General features: G+C 36.3%; 27 protein-coding genes. 19 read left to right on the top strand and 8 right to left on the bottom strand.

From position 1 onward, the window contains the following. Complete coding sequence (locus tag BK585_RS17085) at positions 1–678, top strand: glycosyltransferase family 2 protein (RefSeq protein ID WP_078555149.1); 678 nt, start codon at positions 1–3, stop codon at positions 676–678. Positions 679–898: 220 nt separating this feature from the next. Beyond that, the gene (locus BK585_RS17080) at positions 899–1,126 is read left to right on the top strand and encodes a hypothetical protein (protein WP_078555147.1); all 228 of its coding nucleotides are present in this window, start codon (positions 899–901) and stop codon (positions 1,124–1,126) included. Positions 1,127–1,443: 317 nt separating this feature from the next. On the opposite strand, the gene BK585_RS17075 is transcribed toward BK585_RS17080, so the two are convergent. Then, the gene (locus BK585_RS17075) at positions 1,444–3,363 is read right to left on the bottom strand and encodes a putative nucleotide-diphospho-sugar transferase (protein ID WP_078555145.1); all 1,920 of its coding nucleotides are present in this window, start codon (positions 3,361–3,363) and stop codon (positions 1,444–1,446) included. Positions 3,364–3,546: 183 nt separating this feature from the next. Here BK585_RS17075 and rfbF point away from each other — a divergent pair, with 183 nt between their 5' ends. The 6 genes from rfbF to BK585_RS17045 all read left to right on the top strand — a co-directional run bounded on the left by rfbF (position 3,547) and on the right by BK585_RS17045 (position 7,406). Then, positions 3,547–4,323 carry a glucose-1-phosphate cytidylyltransferase gene (gene rfbF, locus BK585_RS17070; RefSeq protein ID WP_078555143.1) on the top strand — a complete coding sequence of 259 codons (777 nt, stop codon included), beginning with the start codon at positions 3,547–3,549 and terminating at the stop codon, positions 4,321–4,323. Positions 4,324–4,328: 5 nt separating this feature from the next. Beyond that, complete coding sequence (gene rfbG / locus BK585_RS17065) at positions 4,329–5,426, top strand: CDP-glucose 4,6-dehydratase (protein WP_078556874.1); 1,098 nt, start codon at positions 4,329–4,331, stop codon at positions 5,424–5,426. Beyond that, the gene (locus BK585_RS17060) at positions 5,419–6,339 is read left to right on the top strand and encodes an NAD-dependent epimerase/dehydratase family protein (RefSeq protein WP_078555141.1); all 921 of its coding nucleotides are present in this window, start codon (positions 5,419–5,421) and stop codon (positions 6,337–6,339) included. The genes rfbG and BK585_RS17060 overlap by 8 nt, the downstream gene beginning before the upstream one ends. A 62-nt stretch (positions 6,340–6,401) precedes the next feature. After that, entirely contained in the window at positions 6,402–6,596 is a 195-nt protein-coding gene (locus tag BK585_RS17055) for a hypothetical protein (RefSeq protein ID WP_078555139.1), read from the top strand. A 126-nt stretch (positions 6,597–6,722) separates the two neighbouring features. Beyond that, entirely contained in the window at positions 6,723–6,923 is a 201-nt protein-coding gene (locus tag BK585_RS17050; RefSeq protein WP_078555137.1) for a hypothetical protein, read from the top strand. A gap of 111 nt (positions 6,924–7,034) precedes the next feature. Continuing rightward, positions 7,035–7,406: a hypothetical protein gene (locus tag BK585_RS17045; protein ID WP_078555135.1), complete on the top strand. Its 372-nt coding sequence runs from the start codon at positions 7,035–7,037 to the stop codon at positions 7,404–7,406. Positions 7,407–7,414: 8 nt separating this feature from the next. Here the strand turns inward: BK585_RS17045 and BK585_RS17040 are convergent, their stop codons facing one another. Then, positions 7,415–7,882, bottom strand: a complete 468-nt coding sequence (locus BK585_RS17040) for a hypothetical protein (protein ID WP_078555133.1) — start codon at positions 7,880–7,882, stop codon at positions 7,415–7,417. 170 nt (positions 7,883–8,052) lie between these two features. On the opposite strand from BK585_RS17040, the gene BK585_RS17035 reads away from it, so the two are divergent. Next, the gene (locus BK585_RS17035) at positions 8,053–8,400 is read left to right on the top strand and encodes a DUF1360 domain-containing protein (RefSeq protein ID WP_078555131.1); all 348 of its coding nucleotides are present in this window, start codon (positions 8,053–8,055) and stop codon (positions 8,398–8,400) included. Positions 8,401–8,440: 40 nt separating this feature from the next. Next, positions 8,441–9,367, top strand: coding sequence for an NAD-dependent epimerase/dehydratase family protein (locus tag BK585_RS17030; RefSeq protein WP_170885629.1), 927 nt, complete (start codon positions 8,441–8,443; stop codon positions 9,365–9,367). A gap of 155 nt (positions 9,368–9,522) precedes the next feature. Here the strand turns inward: BK585_RS17030 and BK585_RS17025 are convergent, their stop codons facing one another. Beyond that, positions 9,523–10,227 (bottom strand): hypothetical protein, encoded by a 705-nt coding sequence (locus BK585_RS17025; protein WP_078555127.1) that lies wholly within the window; start codon positions 10,225–10,227, stop codon positions 9,523–9,525. Between the two features lie 134 nt (positions 10,228–10,361). After that, on the bottom strand, positions 10,362–11,030 hold the full coding sequence (locus BK585_RS17020; RefSeq protein WP_078555125.1) for a BMQ_0737 family morphogenetic spore coat protein: 669 nt from the start codon (positions 11,028–11,030) through the stop codon (positions 10,362–10,364). A gap of 213 nt (positions 11,031–11,243) precedes the next feature. Here BK585_RS17020 and BK585_RS17015 point away from each other — a divergent pair, with 213 nt between their 5' ends. From BK585_RS17015 to BK585_RS16990, 7 genes are all read left to right on the top strand, one after another. Beyond that, positions 11,244–11,792 (top strand): hypothetical protein, encoded by a 549-nt coding sequence (locus BK585_RS17015; RefSeq protein WP_078555123.1) that lies wholly within the window; start codon positions 11,244–11,246, stop codon positions 11,790–11,792. Between the two features lie 121 nt (positions 11,793–11,913). Then, positions 11,914–12,051 carry a hypothetical protein gene (locus BK585_RS24145; RefSeq protein ID WP_170885628.1) on the top strand — a complete coding sequence of 46 codons (138 nt, stop codon included), beginning with the start codon at positions 11,914–11,916 and terminating at the stop codon, positions 12,049–12,051. A gap of 90 nt (positions 12,052–12,141) precedes the next feature. Then, positions 12,142–12,597: a hypothetical protein gene (locus tag BK585_RS17010; RefSeq protein WP_078555121.1), complete on the top strand. Its 456-nt coding sequence runs from the start codon at positions 12,142–12,144 to the stop codon at positions 12,595–12,597. A 225-nt stretch (positions 12,598–12,822) separates the two neighbouring features. Beyond that, on the top strand, positions 12,823–13,065 hold the full coding sequence (locus BK585_RS17005) for a hypothetical protein (RefSeq protein WP_078555120.1): 243 nt from the start codon (positions 12,823–12,825) through the stop codon (positions 13,063–13,065). A gap of 127 nt (positions 13,066–13,192) precedes the next feature. Then, the gene (locus BK585_RS17000; protein ID WP_078555118.1) at positions 13,193–13,378 is read left to right on the top strand and encodes a hypothetical protein; all 186 of its coding nucleotides are present in this window, start codon (positions 13,193–13,195) and stop codon (positions 13,376–13,378) included. After that, positions 13,368–14,273, top strand: a complete 906-nt coding sequence (locus BK585_RS16995; protein WP_078555116.1) for an MBL fold metallo-hydrolase — start codon at positions 13,368–13,370, stop codon at positions 14,271–14,273. The genes BK585_RS17000 and BK585_RS16995 overlap by 11 nt, the downstream gene beginning before the upstream one ends. 6 nt (positions 14,274–14,279) lie before the next feature. Then, entirely contained in the window at positions 14,280–14,582 is a 303-nt protein-coding gene (locus BK585_RS16990; protein ID WP_078555114.1) for an HNH endonuclease, read from the top strand. Here BK585_RS16990 and mscL read toward each other — a convergent pair. The 3 genes from mscL to BK585_RS16975 form a co-directional block, all read right to left on the bottom strand. Then, complete coding sequence (mscL, locus tag BK585_RS16985; protein ID WP_078556872.1) at positions 14,579–15,082, bottom strand: large conductance mechanosensitive channel protein MscL; 504 nt, start codon at positions 15,080–15,082, stop codon at positions 14,579–14,581. The two genes, BK585_RS16990 and mscL, sit on opposite strands and share 4 nt — an antisense overlap. Before the next feature lie 114 nt (positions 15,083–15,196). Continuing rightward, on the bottom strand, positions 15,197–15,619 hold the full coding sequence (locus BK585_RS16980) for a GNAT family N-acetyltransferase (RefSeq protein ID WP_078555112.1): 423 nt from the start codon (positions 15,617–15,619) through the stop codon (positions 15,197–15,199). Between the two features lie 36 nt (positions 15,620–15,655). Further along, on the bottom strand, positions 15,656–16,399 hold the full coding sequence (locus BK585_RS16975; protein WP_078555110.1) for an alpha/beta hydrolase: 744 nt from the start codon (positions 16,397–16,399) through the stop codon (positions 15,656–15,658). A 137-nt stretch (positions 16,400–16,536) separates the two neighbouring features. Here BK585_RS16975 and BK585_RS16970 point away from each other — a divergent pair, with 137 nt between their 5' ends. Next, positions 16,537–17,088 carry a phosphatidylglycerophosphatase A family protein gene (locus tag BK585_RS16970; RefSeq protein ID WP_078555108.1) on the top strand — a complete coding sequence of 184 codons (552 nt, stop codon included), beginning with the start codon at positions 16,537–16,539 and terminating at the stop codon, positions 17,086–17,088. Positions 17,089–17,593: 505 nt separating this feature from the next. Then, positions 17,594–17,791: a hypothetical protein gene (locus BK585_RS16965; protein WP_078555106.1), complete on the top strand. Its 198-nt coding sequence runs from the start codon at positions 17,594–17,596 to the stop codon at positions 17,789–17,791. 72 nt (positions 17,792–17,863) lie between these two features. Here BK585_RS16965 and fumC read toward each other — a convergent pair whose 3' ends face one another. Next, positions 17,864–19,249 (bottom strand): class II fumarate hydratase, encoded by a 1,386-nt coding sequence (fumC, locus tag BK585_RS16960; RefSeq protein ID WP_078555104.1) that lies wholly within the window; start codon positions 19,247–19,249, stop codon positions 17,864–17,866. Positions 19,250–19,429 lie beyond the last annotated feature (180 nt).

Here is a 19,429-nt window from a genome sequence, read left to right as displayed (position 1 = left end):
TTGATTTCGGTAATTACGAGTACAGTAAGAGACAGTTGTATTAATAATATCTTTGAGAACTTTGACCGACAAGATTGGAAAGAGAAAGAGCTTATTATCATTTTAAATAAAAATGATATGGATAGGAAACTTTGGGAGAAACGAGCGAAACAAAATAAGAATGTGAAAGTTTACCGAGTAGATGAAGCAAAATCACTTGGATATTGTTTAAATTATGCAATAAAAAAGGCTAAAAATAAGTATATTGCAAAATTTGATGATGACGACTATTATGGAGCACGCTATTTAACCCAGGCATTTGAGGCAATGAAAAGAGATGAGAGAATAGCGATCGTTGGAAAAAGTGTTTTTTATATTTACTTCCAAAATGAGAATGCCCTCCACTGCTTGAATTGGGAAGGTGAAGGTTATACAGATAAGGTTGCTGGAGCAACTTTGTTTTTCAAAAAAGATGTGTGGAAACAAGTAAACTTTCGAGACCGAACGTATGCAGAGGATTATTTTTTTATAAATGATGTCATCCAAAAAGGCTATAAGGTCTACTCTACCAACAAAAAACATTTTGCTGTCATTCGAAGAGATGAATCTGAACACACGTGGAAAGTAACAGCATCAGAAATAAAAAAAGATACAATTCAAATTCCGTTTAAGGGACATTTTAGTTCAGGTATTAAGTAACGACATGAATGATTTTTGGGCCAATAGTCTTTTTATTGGTCTTTTTTTCATAAAAGTGGGCTATTACCCATAAGTCAAAAGTTGGACAGCCGCTTCATGTGGTAGTCGGTATGTGAATACAACTCTAGTGTAAATGTGCGATTCATCTAGTAACAGTGCCGTGCTATTATTCTATCAACCTCATAGTATAAAGTATCCTCTAAAAGGAGGTGAAAAAGATATGAATAACAATAAACGACCTATTCATCGTCCAGTACGACGTCCGGCAGCAGATGGCGTATCAGCGAACGTTGTAAAAAGTGGAAACTCATATGTGTTTGTAGAGGCTTCTGCATTTACAAAAGCAGCAGCTAAAGCATTAGCTGATGCATTCCAAGAACAAGACCAAGCGCAATTCCAGTTCCAACAACAGGAAGAAGACGGATTCTTTGGTCCTGTAAATGAGTAATTGCAAGAAGGGCTGTTCCATTCTATGGGACAGCCCATCCAGGGTAGGAAGAAGAACTAGTATAGAGGGTGGGACAAAAGGTTAAAAACAGAGGGCGCTGAAAAAGTTAGGTTTTTAACTTTTTCAGTGCCCTCTTAGCAATGTGCGTAACCGTTGAATTTTTTTAAAGCCTGTTACGAGTGGTCTTCTCGTAGCAGGCGGACAACGAGTGAAGCCATTGCCATTATAATTAAAGGCATTTGAAAAGTTGGTTTGACTTTTTCAGTGTCCCCTAAAAACAACCTTTTGTCGCACCCTCAATTAGAGAATTGCATGTTTTAAGATAATTCATATTCATTTACACACGAATAGTCTGAGGGAAGACTGACAAGAAATGGTTGGATATTTTTGTGTTCGCACTTTGTTTTTATTTCATGACATACTAGTTTTAAAGTATAAAGGTATGGTTGATAAATAAGCTCAAGTACAGGTTTCCTAAATGTTAGTTTTTCTAATTTCCATAAATCAAATTTAGTTTCATTTATTAAAAGAAGACTGCCAAAATGAAAGCAGACCAATGGACTATTCGATACAAAAACGCTATTCTCTTTCTTAGAAACGGGTTCATTATTCATTACAACATTCCATGGGGCCGCGTTTATGCCTTTATGTGAGAAAATTGTAATATTCTCATGATAGTCGGCAATTCGATTAAAGTATTTTTGGTCACCCCATCTTCTATATTTATCATTGAATTTGTCAAAGCACCAGTTTAGGCATTTTTGCTTCCACCACTGAAGCATTTTTCGACTATTTTCTTCTTGTTTAAAACCTACAAGCCCTGCTTGGTACATACCATGTGCCGCTTCAATTTGTTTTGTACTTCGTTGTTTTATAAGGAAAAACGATGCTGTAGACCATTGCTCAAGTATAGGCTTTGGATGTGAAAAGAAATACATATCAGCATCACAATAGATAATTTTATTAACCTCTTTATATCGGTCGAGAATATGCTGGCATAATGGGGCTTTCATCGTCCAGCAGCATTCCTTTAACGAACGACTTTTCTTTAATGTTTTATATAAGTTTTTTTCAATTCGTTCTACTTTGATAAGTGTTGTATTCTCTAGTTTAAGTTTTGTTAAGGTTTGAAAGGTAAGCTGGTCCATACAACAAATCCATAAATGAAAAGCATTCGTATGCTTTTTAATTGATTTATAAAGCGCTAATCCTTTTATTAGGGTTTCATTACTCATAATCGTAGTAAAACAATAAAAGTCTTCATATTGGTCCATTTCTCGTTTAAACGCTGTATATTTATAATACGTTTTCGCTGTTTCTTTTCTCTTCTTACTATATAAAGTCTGAGGTTGGAATCCTAGCTTTATTAATTCCTTTAAAATGGTGCGGAGTTCGTTTAAATAAGGGATATATATAAGATTTTTAATAGGAGCTGGAATTTGTAACGTATCAAGTGACCATAAATCAAATTCTGTATTAGAGAAGATATCCAAACATGCAAAATGATAGGCTATTAATCTCTCATTCTCAATACATACATGCCCTTCTTTTTGAGTGATTTTGAAATCATTATTATAGATCGTATTCCATGGAGCCGCATCGACACCTAAGTGGTTTGAGATTGTTACGCCTTCTGTACGATTTGGAATCTCATCTAAATATTTTTGATCTCCAAATCTTGAATCGTCCGGGTCTGCATAGCACCATTCTATACATCTTTCTTTCCACCACTGTAATGCTTTTCGTCCTTCTTCGTTATTCTTAAATCCAATGAGGCCAGCTTGATATTTTCCGTATTTCTCTTCAACCCAATCCATATCTCTTTGGGTACATAAATAGACAGAGCCATTGCTCCAATCATCTAGTATTTTTTGTGCATCATCAAAAAAATACATATCTCCGTCGCAATAAAGCAAAGAATCCAAATGATATTTTTCCATCACATATTCGAGCAATGGGGCTTTTAGTGTCCAACAATATTCATTGACTTTCCGTTTTTTCTTCACGGACCGTAACTCTTTGGTTTCTATTGCTTCAACCGGAATATAAATTACATTTTTTAAGTTTATTTTCTTTAAAAACAGCATCGACCTTTTATCCATACAGCAAATCCATAAAGTAAACTTTGGTGTATGTTTACACAGCGAATTGTAAAGGGCAAGTATTTGTAAAATATAATCTTTACTTACCATAACGCATATGTTTGGTTGCGCTATAGTCTTCACCTCTTTTTTCAAATTAACTCCTCCTATAACCAAATTTTAGGTAAATCCATCTCCGCTTCTCTCCACTATATGATGAAAATATACAAAGTGACATGGGGACAATCACCAATTTTACTAGGAATGGTTACTTCATCCAATCAAATTCAACCAAAAATCCATATGGTTAAAGATAGATAAGTAAAGGGAGGTTAAACCATGAAAGTAGTAATTTTAGCTGGTGGATATGGAACTAGAATTAGTGAAGAAACCCAAACAAAGCCAAAGCCAATGGTTGAAATTGGTGGGAAACCGATATTGTGGCACATTATGAAAATCTATTCTTCGTATGGGTTTAACGAGTTTATCATTTGCTTAGGGTATAAAGCTCATGTCATTAAAGATTATTTTGCTTCTTATTTACTTCATCGAGCAGATGTGACCTTTGAATATACGGAAAGTAAGTCTCAAATGACCATTCATCAAGCTGATGTTGAATCATGGAAGGTTACTCTAGTAGATACAGGAGACCATTCGATGACAGGAGGAAGAATTGGTCGGATTAAACCATTTGTTCAAAACGAGCCTTTTTTAGCAACATATGGAGATGGAGTCTCTGATGTCAATATACCTGAGTTAGTTAAACACCATAAAAAACATCAAAAGCTTGCAACACTAACAGCCGTTCAGCCTTCAGGAAGGTTTGGAGCATTGGACATCACAAAAGATCAAAAAGTGGATCATTTTATTGAAAAACCAACTGGTGATGGTTCATGGGTGAATGGTGGTTTCTTTGTACTAGAACCTAAAGTGTTTGATTATATAGAGGACGATGAATCAGTATTTGAAACGGATGTATTACCAGTCCTGTCTCAACAAGGTGAACTGCTTGCCTATAAACACACTGGATTTTGGAAACCAATGGATACGTTAAATGATCGAAACCAATTAGAAAAAATTTGGAATAGCGGAAATGCGCCATGGAAGAAGTGGTGAAGCCAATGCTAGATTCAAAGTTCTGGAAGGGAAAGAAAGTCTTTATAACAGGGCATACGGGTTTTAAAGGTTCCTGGCTTAGTTTGTGGCTTACAAAACTAGGAGCAGAAGTTACAGGTTATGCTTTATTACCACAAACGACTCCTTCTATGTTTGACATTTGTAACCTAAAGCACATGATGGATTCTCGTATAGGCAATATTATCGATAGAGAAAATCTAGAAAAAATAATAAATGAGATTAATCCAGATATAGTCTTTCATTTGGCGGCGCAACCTTACGTGGGAGAGTCTTATAAGCATCCAGTTGAGACATTTGAAACAAATGTGTTAGGTACAGTGAATGTGTTAGAAGCGGTAAGAAGAAATTTACAAAAGGGAGCGAACATAAGAGCTGTTTTGAATGTAACGACTGATAAATGTTATGTGAATAAAGAATGGTACTGGGGTTATCGAGAAAATGAACCTCTTGGAGGAAAAGACCCTTATTCATCTAGCAAGGCATGTTCTGAGTTAGTTACTGCATCTTATCGTGATTCCTTTTTCACAACGACCTTTCCAAATGTTGGTATAGCGACAGCAAGAGCAGGTAATGTAATTGGTGGCGGTGACTGGTCTCCAGACCGACTTATTCCACAATGCCTTGATGCCATTTTAAAGGGGCAACATTTACAATTAAGAAATCCGTTAGCCATTAGACCTTGGCAACATGTGCTAGAGCCGCTTTGTGGTTATTTAATTTTAGCGGAAAAACTTTATAAACAAGGAAGCAAGTATGCAGATGCTTGGAATTTTGGACCAGACTTTTCTGATTGCCAGACTGTAGAAAAGGTCGTACAAAAGCTGTTACGACTATTTAACTCGAGTATAAATCTTAAAGCAACTAATGCTTCCTTTCAAGAAGCAAATCTTTTAATGTTAGATTGTTCAAAGGCGAAAACTCAACTTGAGTGGAGTCCGGTTTGGAATTTAGATGAGGCCCTAAAGCAAATTCATATATGGACAGAAGAATACAAACAAAATAACGATATGAGACAGGTATCAATATCGCAAATTAACAAGTATATGAGAGATTTTGAACAAAGGGTGAATCTACATGCTTAGTGATAATAAAAAGGTTGTTTTTCTTACGGGAGCCACTGGATACATTGGCTCCCAGCTTACGAAACGGCTAGTTACAGAGGGTCATGAGGTTCATATACTCACTCGTCCGTTGTCATCGCTTTCAATGCTTCATGAAGTGGAGAAACATATTTCCGTTCATTGCTACGATGGAACCTATCAATCTATTGAGAATGCAATAAGCTCAGTACGTCCTGATATCGTCTTTCATTTAGCCGCTTATGCCAAACTAACGTATGAACCTAGTGAAATAGAAGGATTAATAAAAAGTAATATCCTACTTGGAACTCATTTAGTAGAAGCTATGACTAAAAATAAAGTAACAAATTTAGTGAATACGAGTTCTTTTTCACAGCATTATCAACAAGAAGTTTATTTGCCAAATAGTTTATATGCTGCAACCAAGCAGGCATTTGAAGATATATTACGTTACTATACGACTTTTGCCAATTTGAAGGTTGTTTCATTAACTCTATTTGACAATTATGGACCAGACGACCCTAGACCGAAGTTAATGAACTTGTTGTATAAAGCAGCGATAAATCAAACCGAGTTAAAAATGTCTCCTGGGGAGCAACTGTTAGATTTACTTTATATAGATGATGTGATTAACGCCTATGTGATTGCAGGAAATCGTCTCTTAGAGGAACGTAATCTTTCAGTATTTGAGAAATTCCAAGTAAGGAGCAATCGACCACTGAAGTTGAAACAAATTGTTCAGCTATTTGAGGAAATCAGTGCCTTTAAATTACTCATACATTGGGGCGGTATTAATTACCGGGAAGGGGAAATTATGATTCCCTGGCAAGGAGAAGAGATTTTACCAAACTGGAAGCCTTATTTTTCTTTAAAAGAAGGGTTGAAACGATTTTTATTACTAATAAGAAAGAATTAGGTAGGAAAATAATATGTATAGTTTCTGTAATAGGCAAAGGAATAGAGTAGGGAGGGTATTAATTGGAAAAAGAAAGAATTAAACGTAGAACCTATTATGTAAAAAAAAGCGGAAGCGGTCATATCGTTGTAAATACAGATTCTGATGCAAGCAAAGCGATGAAAGAGTTTATAGATGCTCTAGAAGATGACGAAGATATTGAAATTGAAATGTTCTTTGAATCTTCTAAAGAAGACTATGATAACGAAGAAGAATAAAAGAAATCTAAGAATCAAAATTCTATAAAATAGGAAATTGTGTCCTCTTATCAGACGATCTGCCGTGTTCGATAATCTTTAAGTTCATAGTATATTGTATCTTGTGCGAGGGAGGAGGTGGAATAAATGAGTAAATATCAACGCCCAGTTCGCCGTGCAACAGATGCAGTATCAGCAAATGTTGTAAAGAGCGGAAACTCGTATGTATTTGTCGAGGCATCGGCATTTACAAAAGCAGCAGCTAAAGCATTAGCAGATGCTTTCCAAGACCAAGACCAAGATCAAGTACAACTCCAAGTTCAAGAGCAAGAGGACGATTTCTATTAAGAAAGATGGTAGAGAGTATCGAAAAATTTCGATACTCTCTAACCAAAAAAATCACACGAAATAAGTAAATCTATGAAATAACATAGATTCTAACGTTGAATGGAGGTTCATATGGCATCAACTGCAAAAATTAATTATAGTGGAAATTCAGATGTAACGGTTTACGTTGATATGAGTGCATTTTCATATACTTTACTATCAATGATGTATGTGGGTGGAATAATTAGTGAAGAAGAATTCGAAAAGCTCACAAAAATGCTTAACGATTTTTTAGCAAATGATCCGATTCGTCAGAATTTGCTTAAAGAAAAAGAAATGAAGGTAGGAGACGAAGAGACTGATTTTGCCCCTATATCAATGCCTACAAAAGACTCAGACGCTCAACCTAGTGATAAGTCGAGCGCTGAACCTCAAAAAAGAAAGATAGTTAAGCCAAGACCAAAATATCGTACTCCCGTGTTTTCATTTAATAAAGCAAACTGATTTAGTGTCTATCTTTGTGGGTTGAAAAGTAAACCAGAAGCTGTGTGCCACATCCATGGCCAAAAACCGCCTCCGCCGTGTCCAGGGTACCCAGGAAATCCAGGTTGACCAGGGAATCCAGGATAACTAGGATATCCAGGGAAACTAGGGAATCCAGGATATGGTGGACGTGGTGGTCTTGGTTGTTCAGGTCTTGGAGGGGTAGGGCCAAAATAAGGACTAATTCCAACTAGGTCGCTGTGGTGAACTTGAATATATTGCTGTCGATATCTTGGGGGTGCGTAGATAAACATGGAAACCATACCAGTGCGGTCATTGTAGTCCAACACATAAGCAACGACTTGCCCATAATTAGCGATTGAAGTCGTAATCCATTGGTTTACATACCTACTTATTACAGTAGGTGGAATAAATTGTACTGAAGGTGGAATACGGTCGTTTGTAGAGTAAGTAACTTCGTTTTGATATTCGTACATATAATTCCTCTCCTTATCTTTTTTTCTCTATAGGTTATGAAACAGAAAGGAAAGTGTTCCATTACAGCTTCCTATAACTTTTTTCAGTAAATGAGGTACATGGGAAGTGGGATATTCATAGGATAAAGAAAACTGGTATGGGTGAATAACGAGATGGAGGAGAGGTCGATTTGCTGCTTCATATTTTAGATCTGTTCATTCTAGCTCTTGCGTCTTTCAGACTAACTAGGCTTATTGTTTTTGATTCTATCACTGAGTTTCTGAGACGACCTTTTTATTCAACAGAAGAGGTAGAGACAAATGGAATAACACAACATTATATAGTTTTACCAGAAAGTGGTGTTAAGCGATGGTTTGGTGAGTTGCTTACTTGCTTTTGGTGTATGGGGATTTGGTGTTCTGCATTCTTATATTTAGGCTATTTGTTTTTACCTTTTTTCTTTACTCCAATATTGATTATTTTAGCAATAGCTGCGATTGCAGCCCTAATTGAGTGGGGCATTCAGAAATTCGAATGAACTAGCATAGTCGTTTGAAAAATATGGGGAGGGGATATTTTTGAAAAAACAACTTCTCATCGTTGACCCGATAGGAGATATAAGTCTTCGGTTTTGTCAACTTGAAAACGTATTAACAACCTTTGATGTCACAGTAGTGGTAGCATCTGAAAATGAGGTTAAAGTAAGCACTGGTAAAGGAACACGGTTAATAACTTTTGTAGGAAAATCGGACTTCACGAAGCTTGTTTTTGATAGAGATTACGATATCATTATTCACATTTCTCCTGAAAAAGAGGAAATGGAAAAAGATTATTTTATACTATGGAATATAGATATTACCTTTCGATTATTAGAAAAGGTAAGGGAAAGGAAAGCAACAAAATTCATTTATGTATCTTCTGCATTAAGCTATGGACCTTTAAAAGAGGATGATGTTCCATTTACCGAGGAGACTATTCTTAATCCTTCCTCACCAGTAGCAGCTAGTATCGCAAGCGGTGAATTATTTACTCAAGGGTTTTATCATGCATATAACTGCCCGGTTTGTGTTGTAAGGAGAAGCTCAGTTTATGGTCCTAGTCAACATCACAACTGCTTATCAACAATCATTGAGTCGGCTTTTACAAAAAGTGAGGTTCAAGTATATGGGGATGGAAAACACATGCGTGACTGGCTCTATATTGATGACTTTTGTCAAGCATTGATACGAATCATTGATGAAGGTAAAATAGGAGAAGTTTATAATGTAGGTGGAGGACATGAGAGAGCAATTATGGACGTTACAAAGTTAATTTTAGATTATATCGATAAACCACATAATGTCATTCGACTTATTGAAGATCAAAAAATTCATGAACGAAGATATGCATTAAATTGGCAAAAAGTACAGGAACATATTAATTGGAAACCTACTGTTACGTTTTATGATGGATTAATTAAAACAATAAAATATTATGAAGATAAGCTACAATGTGTTCAAAAATAGCAAGATAGGGGGTGGACAAAAGGTTTTTTTTGAGGGCATTGAAAAAGTTAAATCTAACTTTTTCAGTGCGCTCTGTTTTTCACCTTTTGTCCAACCCTTAGTTAGTTTTGTCCTGACTTTTATCGTTAAGATTTCTTAAAAGTATAACGAGCAGATTAGTAATTGATAATGATTTTGTTGCAAGCAGCCATTCCTTCTTGAATTTCATTAAAATAGGCAAACCCTTCAACAAGTAATGGTTTCTTATCTTTGCTAGGAGTAAACATAATATCAAATTGGGAAAAGCTTACGATTTCACCGGGTTGAATGGTTTGAACAGTTATAGGACGAAGCCAGTGCTCTCCATTTTCACGAATTCGTTCCCTCCAATTTTCATGAACATATTCCCATTCCACCACATTGGAGGCAAATAAACTTCCTGCTTTTGAATCCTCGCTTCCTTTAAAAACAATTTTCCCACTAAGCTTTGCTTGTTCACTTGGGGTAATTTTTATACATACAAATGGTGAGGATAAAGGTTGATTTCCAATATTTTTAATGATAAAGTTTCCAAGAATTGTAATTTCCCGACCTTTATCCATATTCTCTGCTAAAATGGTGGAGTAGCTAAAATACGCTTGAACCTCAACGCGAGTTTTCTCAACTTCTATCTCTGTTATAATCTCTTTTACAACCTCTCTTGGAACCTCTACTTCCTTTATGACTTCAATACTCGTTTTCTGAGATTGTAAGTATTTTATGTGTTTCTGGTAATCGGTTAAAAGCCTATTCACCTTCGTTAATTCTGAACGGTAATGAATGAGTTTTTGTTTCAATTGAATAGTCGCATCATCAGCATTTTGAATTTGGTGGTTTGTCATCTATTTCCCCCCCGTAATTTAATCATCTATTTTCATATGTATGATTAAAGAAGGAAATACATTATCTAAAATAGAAAAAAGGATGCACAAAACCATTTGTTGGTTCATGCATCCTTTTATATCTTAGAAGATGGTTAGTTACCAGGAAATAGCTCTGGGCATTGTGGTGGAAACTTAACAGGCGGGCAAACAACATCTTCAATTGGTAGCTCTTGTCTTGGTTGACAAATAGCTGCTTCTACTTCTAATTTTACTTTTGTCTCCATTTGAACATCTACACAAAGTAAGATAGAAATATCTAATTGTTGTAAATCCTCTGTGCAAATGACATCTGCGTCACATTGGAAATAAGTGATGTGACAATCTACCTTCGTACCATCTGGAGCACATAAGAAGAATGTTTGCGCAGTTGCCCATTGAATGTCATCAGAGCAGCAGATTGGCTTTCCAGTAGCATCGAATATAGTAACATTTACTAAACCTTTAACAAGAACTTTCACTTTTTCAAGCGTAATCGTCTCACCAGTTGGTAATGTAACTTCAACTTGTTGACGTCCATTATGCTGTTTAATTTCATCACAGTAAATCGTGTCAGGAATGAGATTACATTCTACTGTATACCCAGGGAAATTTTCAAGAAACGCACACAGATCATCAGTAGGACCTACACAGTCAAAAATATCATTTAAGTTTTCATCATCAATACTAATAAGCGGAAGCTCTACCTGACGAGTAACCCAGTCATATACTTTTGGGACATGGATACAAACATTGTGCTTATCATGATTTTTTTTAATTGTCATATCTTTTTCCTCCTATATTTTGTTTTACCCTACTTACGTAATAATAAAATTATCAATGCAGTGGGTAATGGAAACTAATGTATACTATGTTTTACCCAAGTAAATGTGCTATTGACACTATACTTTGGGCTTCAAATTTTTATTTGTTGAATGAGAATACATAGAACTTCATATATTGATATGAAGAGAAGAGAAGGTTGGGAGGGAGAATAATTGGAAAGGAACAGAAAAAGGAACCAAACGACCAGTGGTGACCCGATAATTCTCAAGCAGAAATTGATTCATTTGCAGTCAGAGTTAGCTCAATATGTACAGAAATTAAAGGAATATCAACACAACTATCACTATAGTTTAATTGACCAGCTTAAAGCGGAAAATAACCTTTTACAAGAACAACTCGAAGACTATAAAAAAAAGATTTCAACATTAGAAGAAGCATTGCAAAAAACGCAAAATAGCGAAGCTTTGATTGAACAACTACAGGAAGAACTTCAAAATCAAGGTGAGCGTAATCAACAGCTTAGTAAGGAATGTGAAGAGAAAGATAACTTAGTGATACAACTTCAGCAACAATTAGAGGATGAACGTGAGATAGGAAGAAGAGAGCAAGAAGAAGAGAATGTACAAAAAGAGTCTTGGTTCTTCCGAAATATTAGGGAAACAAAGCTTGGGCAAGGCAGAAATCAAATCAACATAAAAAAGGATGAGCCTTTGTCTGTCTTTTTAAAACCTAATCATAATAAGAAAGGTGAGAGAGAGTAAAGAGGGCGATTGTAACCGATTACTAGACACTTTCCTTATTTTATAGTCAGTGGGACACCAACATTTTCATTAAGACATACAATATGGTGTAACTCATTTTACTATAGATGGAGGAATGAACGTGGAAAAAAGAAAAAAAGTATATGGTTATTCTTCTGAAAAATATCCTATAAAAGCAAAGCAGCCTGTCCTAAAGACAACCGGTACAATAAAAAGAAAAGGTGTTGAAGTAAAAGGATGCTGTGGGAAAAAAGTATAAATAACAAATAAAATGTATGGGGATATGCCTATACATTTTTTTTGTGGATGCATATAGTGGCACGGAATAGAAAAATCTGGAGGAAATGTGATGACTAAAAAAAAGAAAGTGCTACGTGTTGATGAACTTATTATTTATGCAAATGAAGTGACATTTATTACTCCTGAATCAAAAGCCACTGATGTAAATACATCTGAACAGGAAACGGTTGATAATCCAGAGAACTCCGAGAATTCTCTAGAAGAATCTGTTGTGACAAGTCCTCAACCCGTTTATCGTGACCCTTGGGGATTTTTCGCACCTCGGGCAGTAGCAACTGCTCAACCAGAAATGTCACTAAATGAAAGTACGGAAAATAATGAACAACAAGAATCACTTGAGGTTGCTCCACAGGCAGAATTGCAACAAGACGAAGAAACGGAAGTCGACAATTCAGTAGAACAGACAGAACAAACAGAAGTGGAAGAAGCGGAAGAGTCAGAAGAACCGGGAGAAGAGGAATCTGAGGCTCAACCACCAGCATTTAATCCATGGTCTTGGATTTAACTTTTGTAAAATAGAGGCGACTTTGTGAAGCCACTGAAAAAGTACAAATCAACTTTTCCAATGCCTTTAATTATGGTTGCAATGGCTCTACTCGTTGCCCGCCTGATACGAGAAGCCCACTCGCGACATTGTCCCCTTTTTATTGGTAAAAAAGCTTAATTTTTGTTAAAAAGGGTATATAATAGTAGGGAGAGGACCAAGTAGAATTTTTTGGAGGTGTGTACTATGGGATATGTTCCTCCCGTACGAGATGCTCAGACAGTACAGTATGAGAGTAGAATTCCAATAAAAGCACCACCTGCGGTCAGAAGAAAGCAACCCGTTGAAAAGATAAGATTTTTAACCTTAATGGATGAGTATAAAAGAGACGGGGCCCTTTTTGACAGAAATGCTTCGATTTATGAAAAACGCAAAGAAATTGAACAGTTACTAACAAAAAAAGGTCGTAACTATGACGAACATATTTAGAGACCAGGCCAAAAGGTGCAAAGCAACCTTTTGTTCTGGCCTCTTTTTTTAAATCTGTAAAGTTGAATAGATCATATTCATTTCCAAATAATAGAGATACAACAGTTATTAATAAAGGAGAATGAAGATGATCATATTTCTATTTCTTGGTATATTTGTTACATTGATTTCAAGTTATTTTTTATACATTGGATGGGTTCATGAAAGTGTTTTCTTGTTTGGTCCTTTTATAAGTTTGCTGGTTGGACTTAACTTCGTGTTAATGGTTATTGTCCAATACCGTCGAGAAAGAAGGGGAGAGAGTGGAGTATAAACAAATTACTGAAACGTGTAGTTATTTTCACGGCAATGTAAATGTGGGATACATTAAAAAAGGCAATACGGGCCTTCTTATTGATGCAGGTCTTGATGAAGGGGCAGCAAAAAAAATAACAAAAATATTACAAAACAACAAATGGCCATTGACGCACTTATTTATTACGCATGCCCATGCCGACCACTATGGAGGGGCTTCTTATCTTCAAAAGAAATTCCAAGTTTCTATATTTGCTCCAAAGTTTGAAGAAGCGATACTTTCTTATCCTAAGCTAGAATCGATTTATCTATTTAATGGGGTAGAACCGCCACAGGAATTACGAAATAAATTTATTGAAGGGAACCCAATTCATGTGGACGTTGTTTGCGAAGAAGGAGAACAAACGATTGGAGACATCAATATCCTCCTTCATCCCCTGCCTGGGCATAGTTATGGTCAATTAGGACTTGAATGTGAGGGGATTCTTTACGCTGCAGATGCTTACTTTGACAAAAAAACATTACATAAACATAACATACCGTTTGTTATCGACGTAAATCAAACGATAGAATCGTTGAAAAGACTAATGACAATCGATGTAATAGGGGCAGTTCCAGGGCATGGAGTGTATGAAGAGAATTATCAAGAAACGATTCAACTAAACATTGAATATCATTTACAAGTAAAACAAGAATGTCTTACTTACATTCAGGAGCAGAAACATGTGGAGTGGGAACAAATGAGTAAAAACATGTGTACACTGCGGGGGATTCAGATAACAAACATAACGTCATGGGCGCTTTATCGCACTGCCGTAGCAGCATATGTTCAAGCACTTGTATTAGATGGTAAGGTAGAATATGCTTTTGTTGAAAATAGCTTTGTAATAAAGGAAAACAAGAATAAAGGATGAAGGCCCTTGGAACATCAAAAGCGAACCACTTGCGAACTATGTGGGAGAGAAACATCACAGCTAACTGTACATCATTTAATTCCAAGAGAAGAGGGTGGGGCGTTACTAGCAAAAGCCATGTTATGTATCCCATGTCACAAACAAATTCATGCCTTATATACAAACAAAGAGTTAGCCTTACGTTTACATACCATTAAAAGTTTACAAGCAGATGAGAAAATTAAAAAATACTTAAAATGGATTCGCAAACAAGCGCCAACGCAAATGGTGAAAATTAAAAAGTCAAACAGTCGTAAAGGTCCACGTTAACGGCCTTTAAATCGTATTACCGCATGTTCTTTTTTCCTACTAGAAGGGGTTTCTTTTGTTTTTCGTGTAAGATCGGATGTGCATTTTGGACAGCGACTAGCTTTATAAGGGATCACTGAAAAACAAAATGAACAGGTCTTCGTTTTGATACTATCCAACAGATTTTCATCAGGTCTTCGAATCCGATTCATTTGTCTAACAAACATAAACAATACAAAAGCAACAATCATAAAATGTATGATATGGTTTAAAAAGATACCATAATTTAAAGTGGGGGCACCAGCTTCTCTTGCATCTTGAAGTGTTTCAAATGTTTCATTTGACAGATTAATATATAAATTTGAGAAGTCAACTTGGCCAACCAATAAACCAATAGGAGGCATAAGGACATCGTCCACGAACGATTGCACAATTTTTGCAAACGTTGTTCCAATAATAACTCCTATACTCATATCTACCACATTTCCACGCATAGCGAATTCCTTAAATTCTTCCATAATTCTCATAGCTATCACCTCTAAAGCTCTATACTGACAAGCTATGAAAACAATGACAAAAGAAGAACAAAGAAAAACAGGCTATCTTATAATTTAGAAAGCCTGTCTTATTTGCGATTATAGTGTTTTTGTCATCGTGACATGTGGAATTCCGGCATCTAAAAACTCACCAGACACGGTTTCATACCCTAATTTTTGATAAAAATGCTCTGCATGAGTCTGCGCATTCAACTTTGCTTTTTGTAATCCCTTAGCTTTACTTAAAGACTCAATGTATTCCATAAGAAGTACGCCAACTCCTTTGCCGCGATAACTAGAGAGGATACAAATTCGCTCTACTTTAGCATATCCATCAACTTCACGAAGACGCCCTGCACCAACTGGTTTTTCCTTGTCATACACTACAAAATGTGTAGCTTCGTCCTCAAATTGGTCAATTTCTTCTTCAAGCGGAACGTTTTGTTCCTCAATAAACACAACCGTTCGTACATGGAAAGCATCTTTTAATTGTTTTTCATTACTTACTATAGCTACATTCATGTCATTCTTCCCTCCATACATTTTTCCAATTCTACTTTACTCTTCTATATCTTTTGTTGCAAACATAAACATAAGAGCTCGTGAAAGATCTTGCTGCCAATGTTTCCATAAGTGCTCCCCATCAAATTCACGATAAGAATAAACAGGATGTTTTTTTTGAAGAATTTTTTGTAACTTTTGATTGGGAGCTACAAAATCTACAGTTAATCCATTGGTTGTTTGCACGGCAGTTTCTTGTGTTCCGATGATGTGGTACACCTCGATTTGATGAGTCATGTCACTGTTCTCGACGGCAGAGAGGATCTCATCATTTACATAGGGAGACTGAAGGATAAGCTGACCAAACGAATGAGGATAGCTTAACGTCGCCATCAGTGAAAAGCTTGCTCCTAGTGAGGAACCGATGAGTGTTCTCCCAGTAGCTAAATGCTCTGTTTGAAAGTTGCTGTCAACAAAAGGTACAAGTTCCTCAGCAAAAAAACGTAAATACCTTTCATGCAGCTCACCTTCTGGATGATACATACTTCTTCTTGCAGAAACGGACTCATATGGGATACCAACAACAATGATATCCTTCATTTTGTTGTCTTTAATTAATTCTTCTACTTGTCTAGCCATTCTTCCGTTCAAAAAATAATCTTTGCCATCCTGAGCGTATAATACAGGATATGTATACAAAGGAGAATAGGTTGGAGGAAGGTAAACGATGACTTCCATCTCCTTCTCTAAAAAACGACTTTGTAAAGAATGTTCGGTTATTTTACCATATAAGCGATGCATACAATTATATAATCCCTTCTTATCATAATATTGACAGTGTACCATATGATGGTAAGGGTATTGTACCAATTATTTTACATATTTCTAGACTTTCAAACTCTCATGTGTGATAAAATAGTAATAGGGAGGGATATACTATGAAAATACCTGTACCATGCAATATAGTTGAGCAAGCGGCTAGAAGGCTCCTTGAAGAAAGAGGCGTAACGATACAAGCGATTGCTAATATTGTTTATGACCTTCAAGCTAAATATAACCCTGACTTACAAATGGAAGATTGCATTGAAAGCGCAAATGCTGTTCTTTGGAAAAGGGAAATTCAACATGCCATATTAGTCGGTGTTGAGTTAGATAAATTAGCAGAAAAAGGATTACTATCGGAGCCGTTATTATCGATAGTAAGGTCCGACGAAGGTTTATTTGGAGTAGATGAAACGATTGCATTAGGTTCTGTATTTGGATTCGGTAGTATTGCGGTAACAACCTTCGGCTATTTAGATAAAGCAAAATATGGAATTATTAAAGATTTAGATATGGATAAAAGTAAAACTCACACCTTTTTAGATGATTTAGTTTGCAGCATTGCAGCTAGTGCAGCAGCAAGATTAGCTCATCGTCTAAGAGACCGTGATGAAAATCGGAGTCGCGATGAAATTTCTCAACGCGAAGATGAAGACTTAATAGGTTGATAAGAGAAAATAGGATAAAAGGTTGTTTTTTGAGGGCATTGAAAAAGTTCGGTTTTTAACTTTTTCAGTGCCCTCTGTTTTTTAACCTTTTGTTCCACCCTTCATAGCGTATCGGACATACGGTGCGCTATTTTAATAAAAATGCCTATTATAGTGAAGTTACGGACACACGTTCCATTATTTTAGCAAAATCATATGATTTTTGCTTGTTTTTTATAAATAAGTGCATCTGAGTCCGTTAGAGAAGAAATACGATAGATTTGATGAAAATAAGGTCATCTGTGTCCCCCAAAAAAACCGCAAAGCGGTTTTTTGGGGGTTTTCGAAGAAGTGCACTGGCTTCGCACGCTAGCGTCCAACAAAAGAACCCGACTTTTGTTGGACTTTAAAAAATGGTAGCGGCTTCGCACAGTGCTTCAAAAAAACCGCAAAGCGGTTTTTTTGTGAAGTTTTTTGGGAAATCGGTTACAATATAGAGAAATCGATGAAAGGCTAGGGACAAAAGATGGCTAACAAACCACGTTGGATTTATTGGAAAAAGACATTTAAATCAAAATTTCAAGCGGGTTGTTTAAAGGCCAAGCTTGAAGATAATTGGCATAATGGATATGAGATTGGTCCTTGTGTAGAAATTAAAAAGTTAAAGACAGAAAAATATGTAGTTCGATATACATTTGATGAAATGTCTGAATCAACGATGTAATAAGAAAAGGAAAGGACCTGATGGTATATTCTCATGGTCCATTCCTTTTTAGATTTAATTAACTTCCCTTTTTTACTGTGGATTTACCATTTTTTCGGGACGGACAATTTCGTCGAATTGCTCAGCTGTTAAGAGTTGGCTGGCGATGGCGGCTTCGCGGAGGGTGGTTCCCTCTGTATGAGCTTTTTTGGCAATAAAGGCTGCTTTCTCATAACCGATATGAGGATTTAACGCTGTTACAAGCATAAGTGAATTATCAACATGCCGCTTAATCACTTCATGGTTTGGAGTAAGGCCTTCAATTGCTCTGTCCGTAAAGGAGTTCATTGAATCCGTTAACAGTTGAACAGATTGTAAATAATTATAAATGATGACGGGTTTAAAAACATTGAGTTCGAAGTTTCCTTGGCTAGCCGCAAAGCCGATTGTCGCATCATTACCCATCACTTGTGCACAAACCATCGTTAATGCTTCGCTTTGTGTCGGATTTACTTTGCCTGGCATAATTGAGCTTCCAGGTTCATTGGCAGGAATTATTAATTCACCAATCCCCGAGCGAGGCCCACTAGCTAACCACCTAACATCATTGGCAATTTTCATTAAGTCAGCTGCAAGAGCTTTTAATGCTCCATGGGAGTGAACCAATTCATCATGACTTGTTAACGAATGAAATTTATTGAGAGCTGACGCAAAAGAAACGCCAGTTTTCTTTGATATCTCTGTAGCAACGGTTTCACCAAACTTTGGGAGAGCATTTATACCTGTTCCCACAGCCGTACCACCAATCGCTAACTCGCTTAAATAGGCTGTACTTTCTGTAATCATTTGCTCTGTTTTTTCAAGCATTCTCCTCCAACCGCTAACCTCTTGCCCTAGAGTTAAAGGGGTCGCGTCTTGAAGATGAGTTCGCCCAATTTTAATAATCGAATCAAACTCTTTTTCTTTTTCCAAAAGAGCTTTTTTTAGTTTTCGGAGAGCTGGCAAAAGCTCATCCTCCATTTTTACTTTTGCTGCAATGTGCATCGCGGTTGGATATGTATCATTTGAGCTTTGCGATCGGTTTACATCATCGTTAGGGTGGATAGTGAGGTCGAGACCGCGATCTTTCAATCGTTTATTTCCTTCAAACGAAATCACCTCGTTGATGTTCATATTTGTTTGCGTTCCACTCCCAGTTTGCCATACGACAAGCGGAAATTGGTCGTCTAATGTCCCAGATATAATCTGTTCAGATACTTCTTGGATAACATCAGCTTTCGTTTCATCAAGGTTTCCAAGTGTATGATTGCTTTTGGCGCATGCGCTCTTTAAAATAGCAAAAGCTTTTATTACTTCTTGAGGCATTTTTTCTGTTCCAATTTTAAAATTTTCAATGCTTCTTTGAGTTTGAGCTCCCCACGATTTTGCTTTGGGAACTTTGATTTCTCCAATTGTATCCTTCTCAATTCGAAATTCCATATAAATTCCTCCGATTTATTTGTTTCTGTTCTTTTTTTACCCATCACCTTCAAGAATTACACATCCTATATCACCAAAATTCAGTATCTACTTCTTATTCGTTATAGAAGTGTTGACAATTTTCAAAGAATGGAATATTGTGTTAGGTGTATTATAGTTAGTAGTACACTTTGAGGTGGT

This window comes from Bacillus alkalicellulosilyticus (assembly GCF_002019795.1).
Lineage (GTDB): Bacteria > Bacillota > Bacilli > Bacillales > Bacillaceae_F > Bacillus_AO > Bacillus_AO alkalicellulosilyticum.
This window is presented reverse-complemented; position numbering and strand designations above follow the sequence as displayed.

Coding starts and splice junctions, on each gene's coding strand:
- BK585_RS17080 (WP_078555147.1), top strand. CDS start 899: ATGAATAACAATAAACGACCTATTCATCGTCCAGTACGACGTCCGGCA.
- rfbF (WP_078555143.1), top strand. CDS start 3,547: ATGAAAGTAGTAATTTTAGCTGGTGGATATGGAACTAGAATTAGTGAA.
- rfbG (WP_078556874.1), top strand. CDS start 4,329: ATGCTAGATTCAAAGTTCTGGAAGGGAAAGAAAGTCTTTATAACAGGG.
- BK585_RS17060 (WP_078555141.1), top strand. CDS start 5,419: ATGCTTAGTGATAATAAAAAGGTTGTTTTTCTTACGGGAGCCACTGGA.
- BK585_RS17050 (WP_078555137.1), top strand. CDS start 6,723: ATGAGTAAATATCAACGCCCAGTTCGCCGTGCAACAGATGCAGTATCA.
- BK585_RS17045 (WP_078555135.1), top strand. CDS start 7,035: ATGGCATCAACTGCAAAAATTAATTATAGTGGAAATTCAGATGTAACG.
- BK585_RS17040 (WP_078555133.1), bottom strand. CDS start 7,882: ATGTACGAATATCAAAACGAAGTTACTTACTCTACAAACGACCGTATT.
- BK585_RS17025 (WP_078555127.1), bottom strand. CDS start 10,227: ATGACAAACCACCAAATTCAAAATGCTGATGATGCGACTATTCAATTG.
- BK585_RS17020 (WP_078555125.1), bottom strand. CDS start 11,030: ATGACAATTAAAAAAAATCATGATAAGCACAATGTTTGTATCCATGTC.
- BK585_RS17010 (WP_078555121.1), top strand. CDS start 12,142: ATGACTAAAAAAAAGAAAGTGCTACGTGTTGATGAACTTATTATTTAT.
- BK585_RS17005 (WP_078555120.1), top strand. CDS start 12,823: ATGGGATATGTTCCTCCCGTACGAGATGCTCAGACAGTACAGTATGAG.
- BK585_RS17000 (WP_078555118.1), top strand. CDS start 13,193: ATGATCATATTTCTATTTCTTGGTATATTTGTTACATTGATTTCAAGT.
- BK585_RS16980 (WP_078555112.1), bottom strand. CDS start 15,619: ATGAATGTAGCTATAGTAAGTAATGAAAAACAATTAAAAGATGCTTTC.
- BK585_RS16975 (WP_078555110.1), bottom strand. CDS start 16,399: ATGCATCGCTTATATGGTAAAATAACCGAACATTCTTTACAAAGTCGT.
- BK585_RS16970 (WP_078555108.1), top strand. CDS start 16,537: ATGAAAATACCTGTACCATGCAATATAGTTGAGCAAGCGGCTAGAAGG.
- BK585_RS16965 (WP_078555106.1), top strand. CDS start 17,594: ATGGCTAACAAACCACGTTGGATTTATTGGAAAAAGACATTTAAATCA.
- fumC (WP_078555104.1), bottom strand. CDS start 19,249: ATGGAATTTCGAATTGAGAAGGATACAATTGGAGAAATCAAAGTTCCC.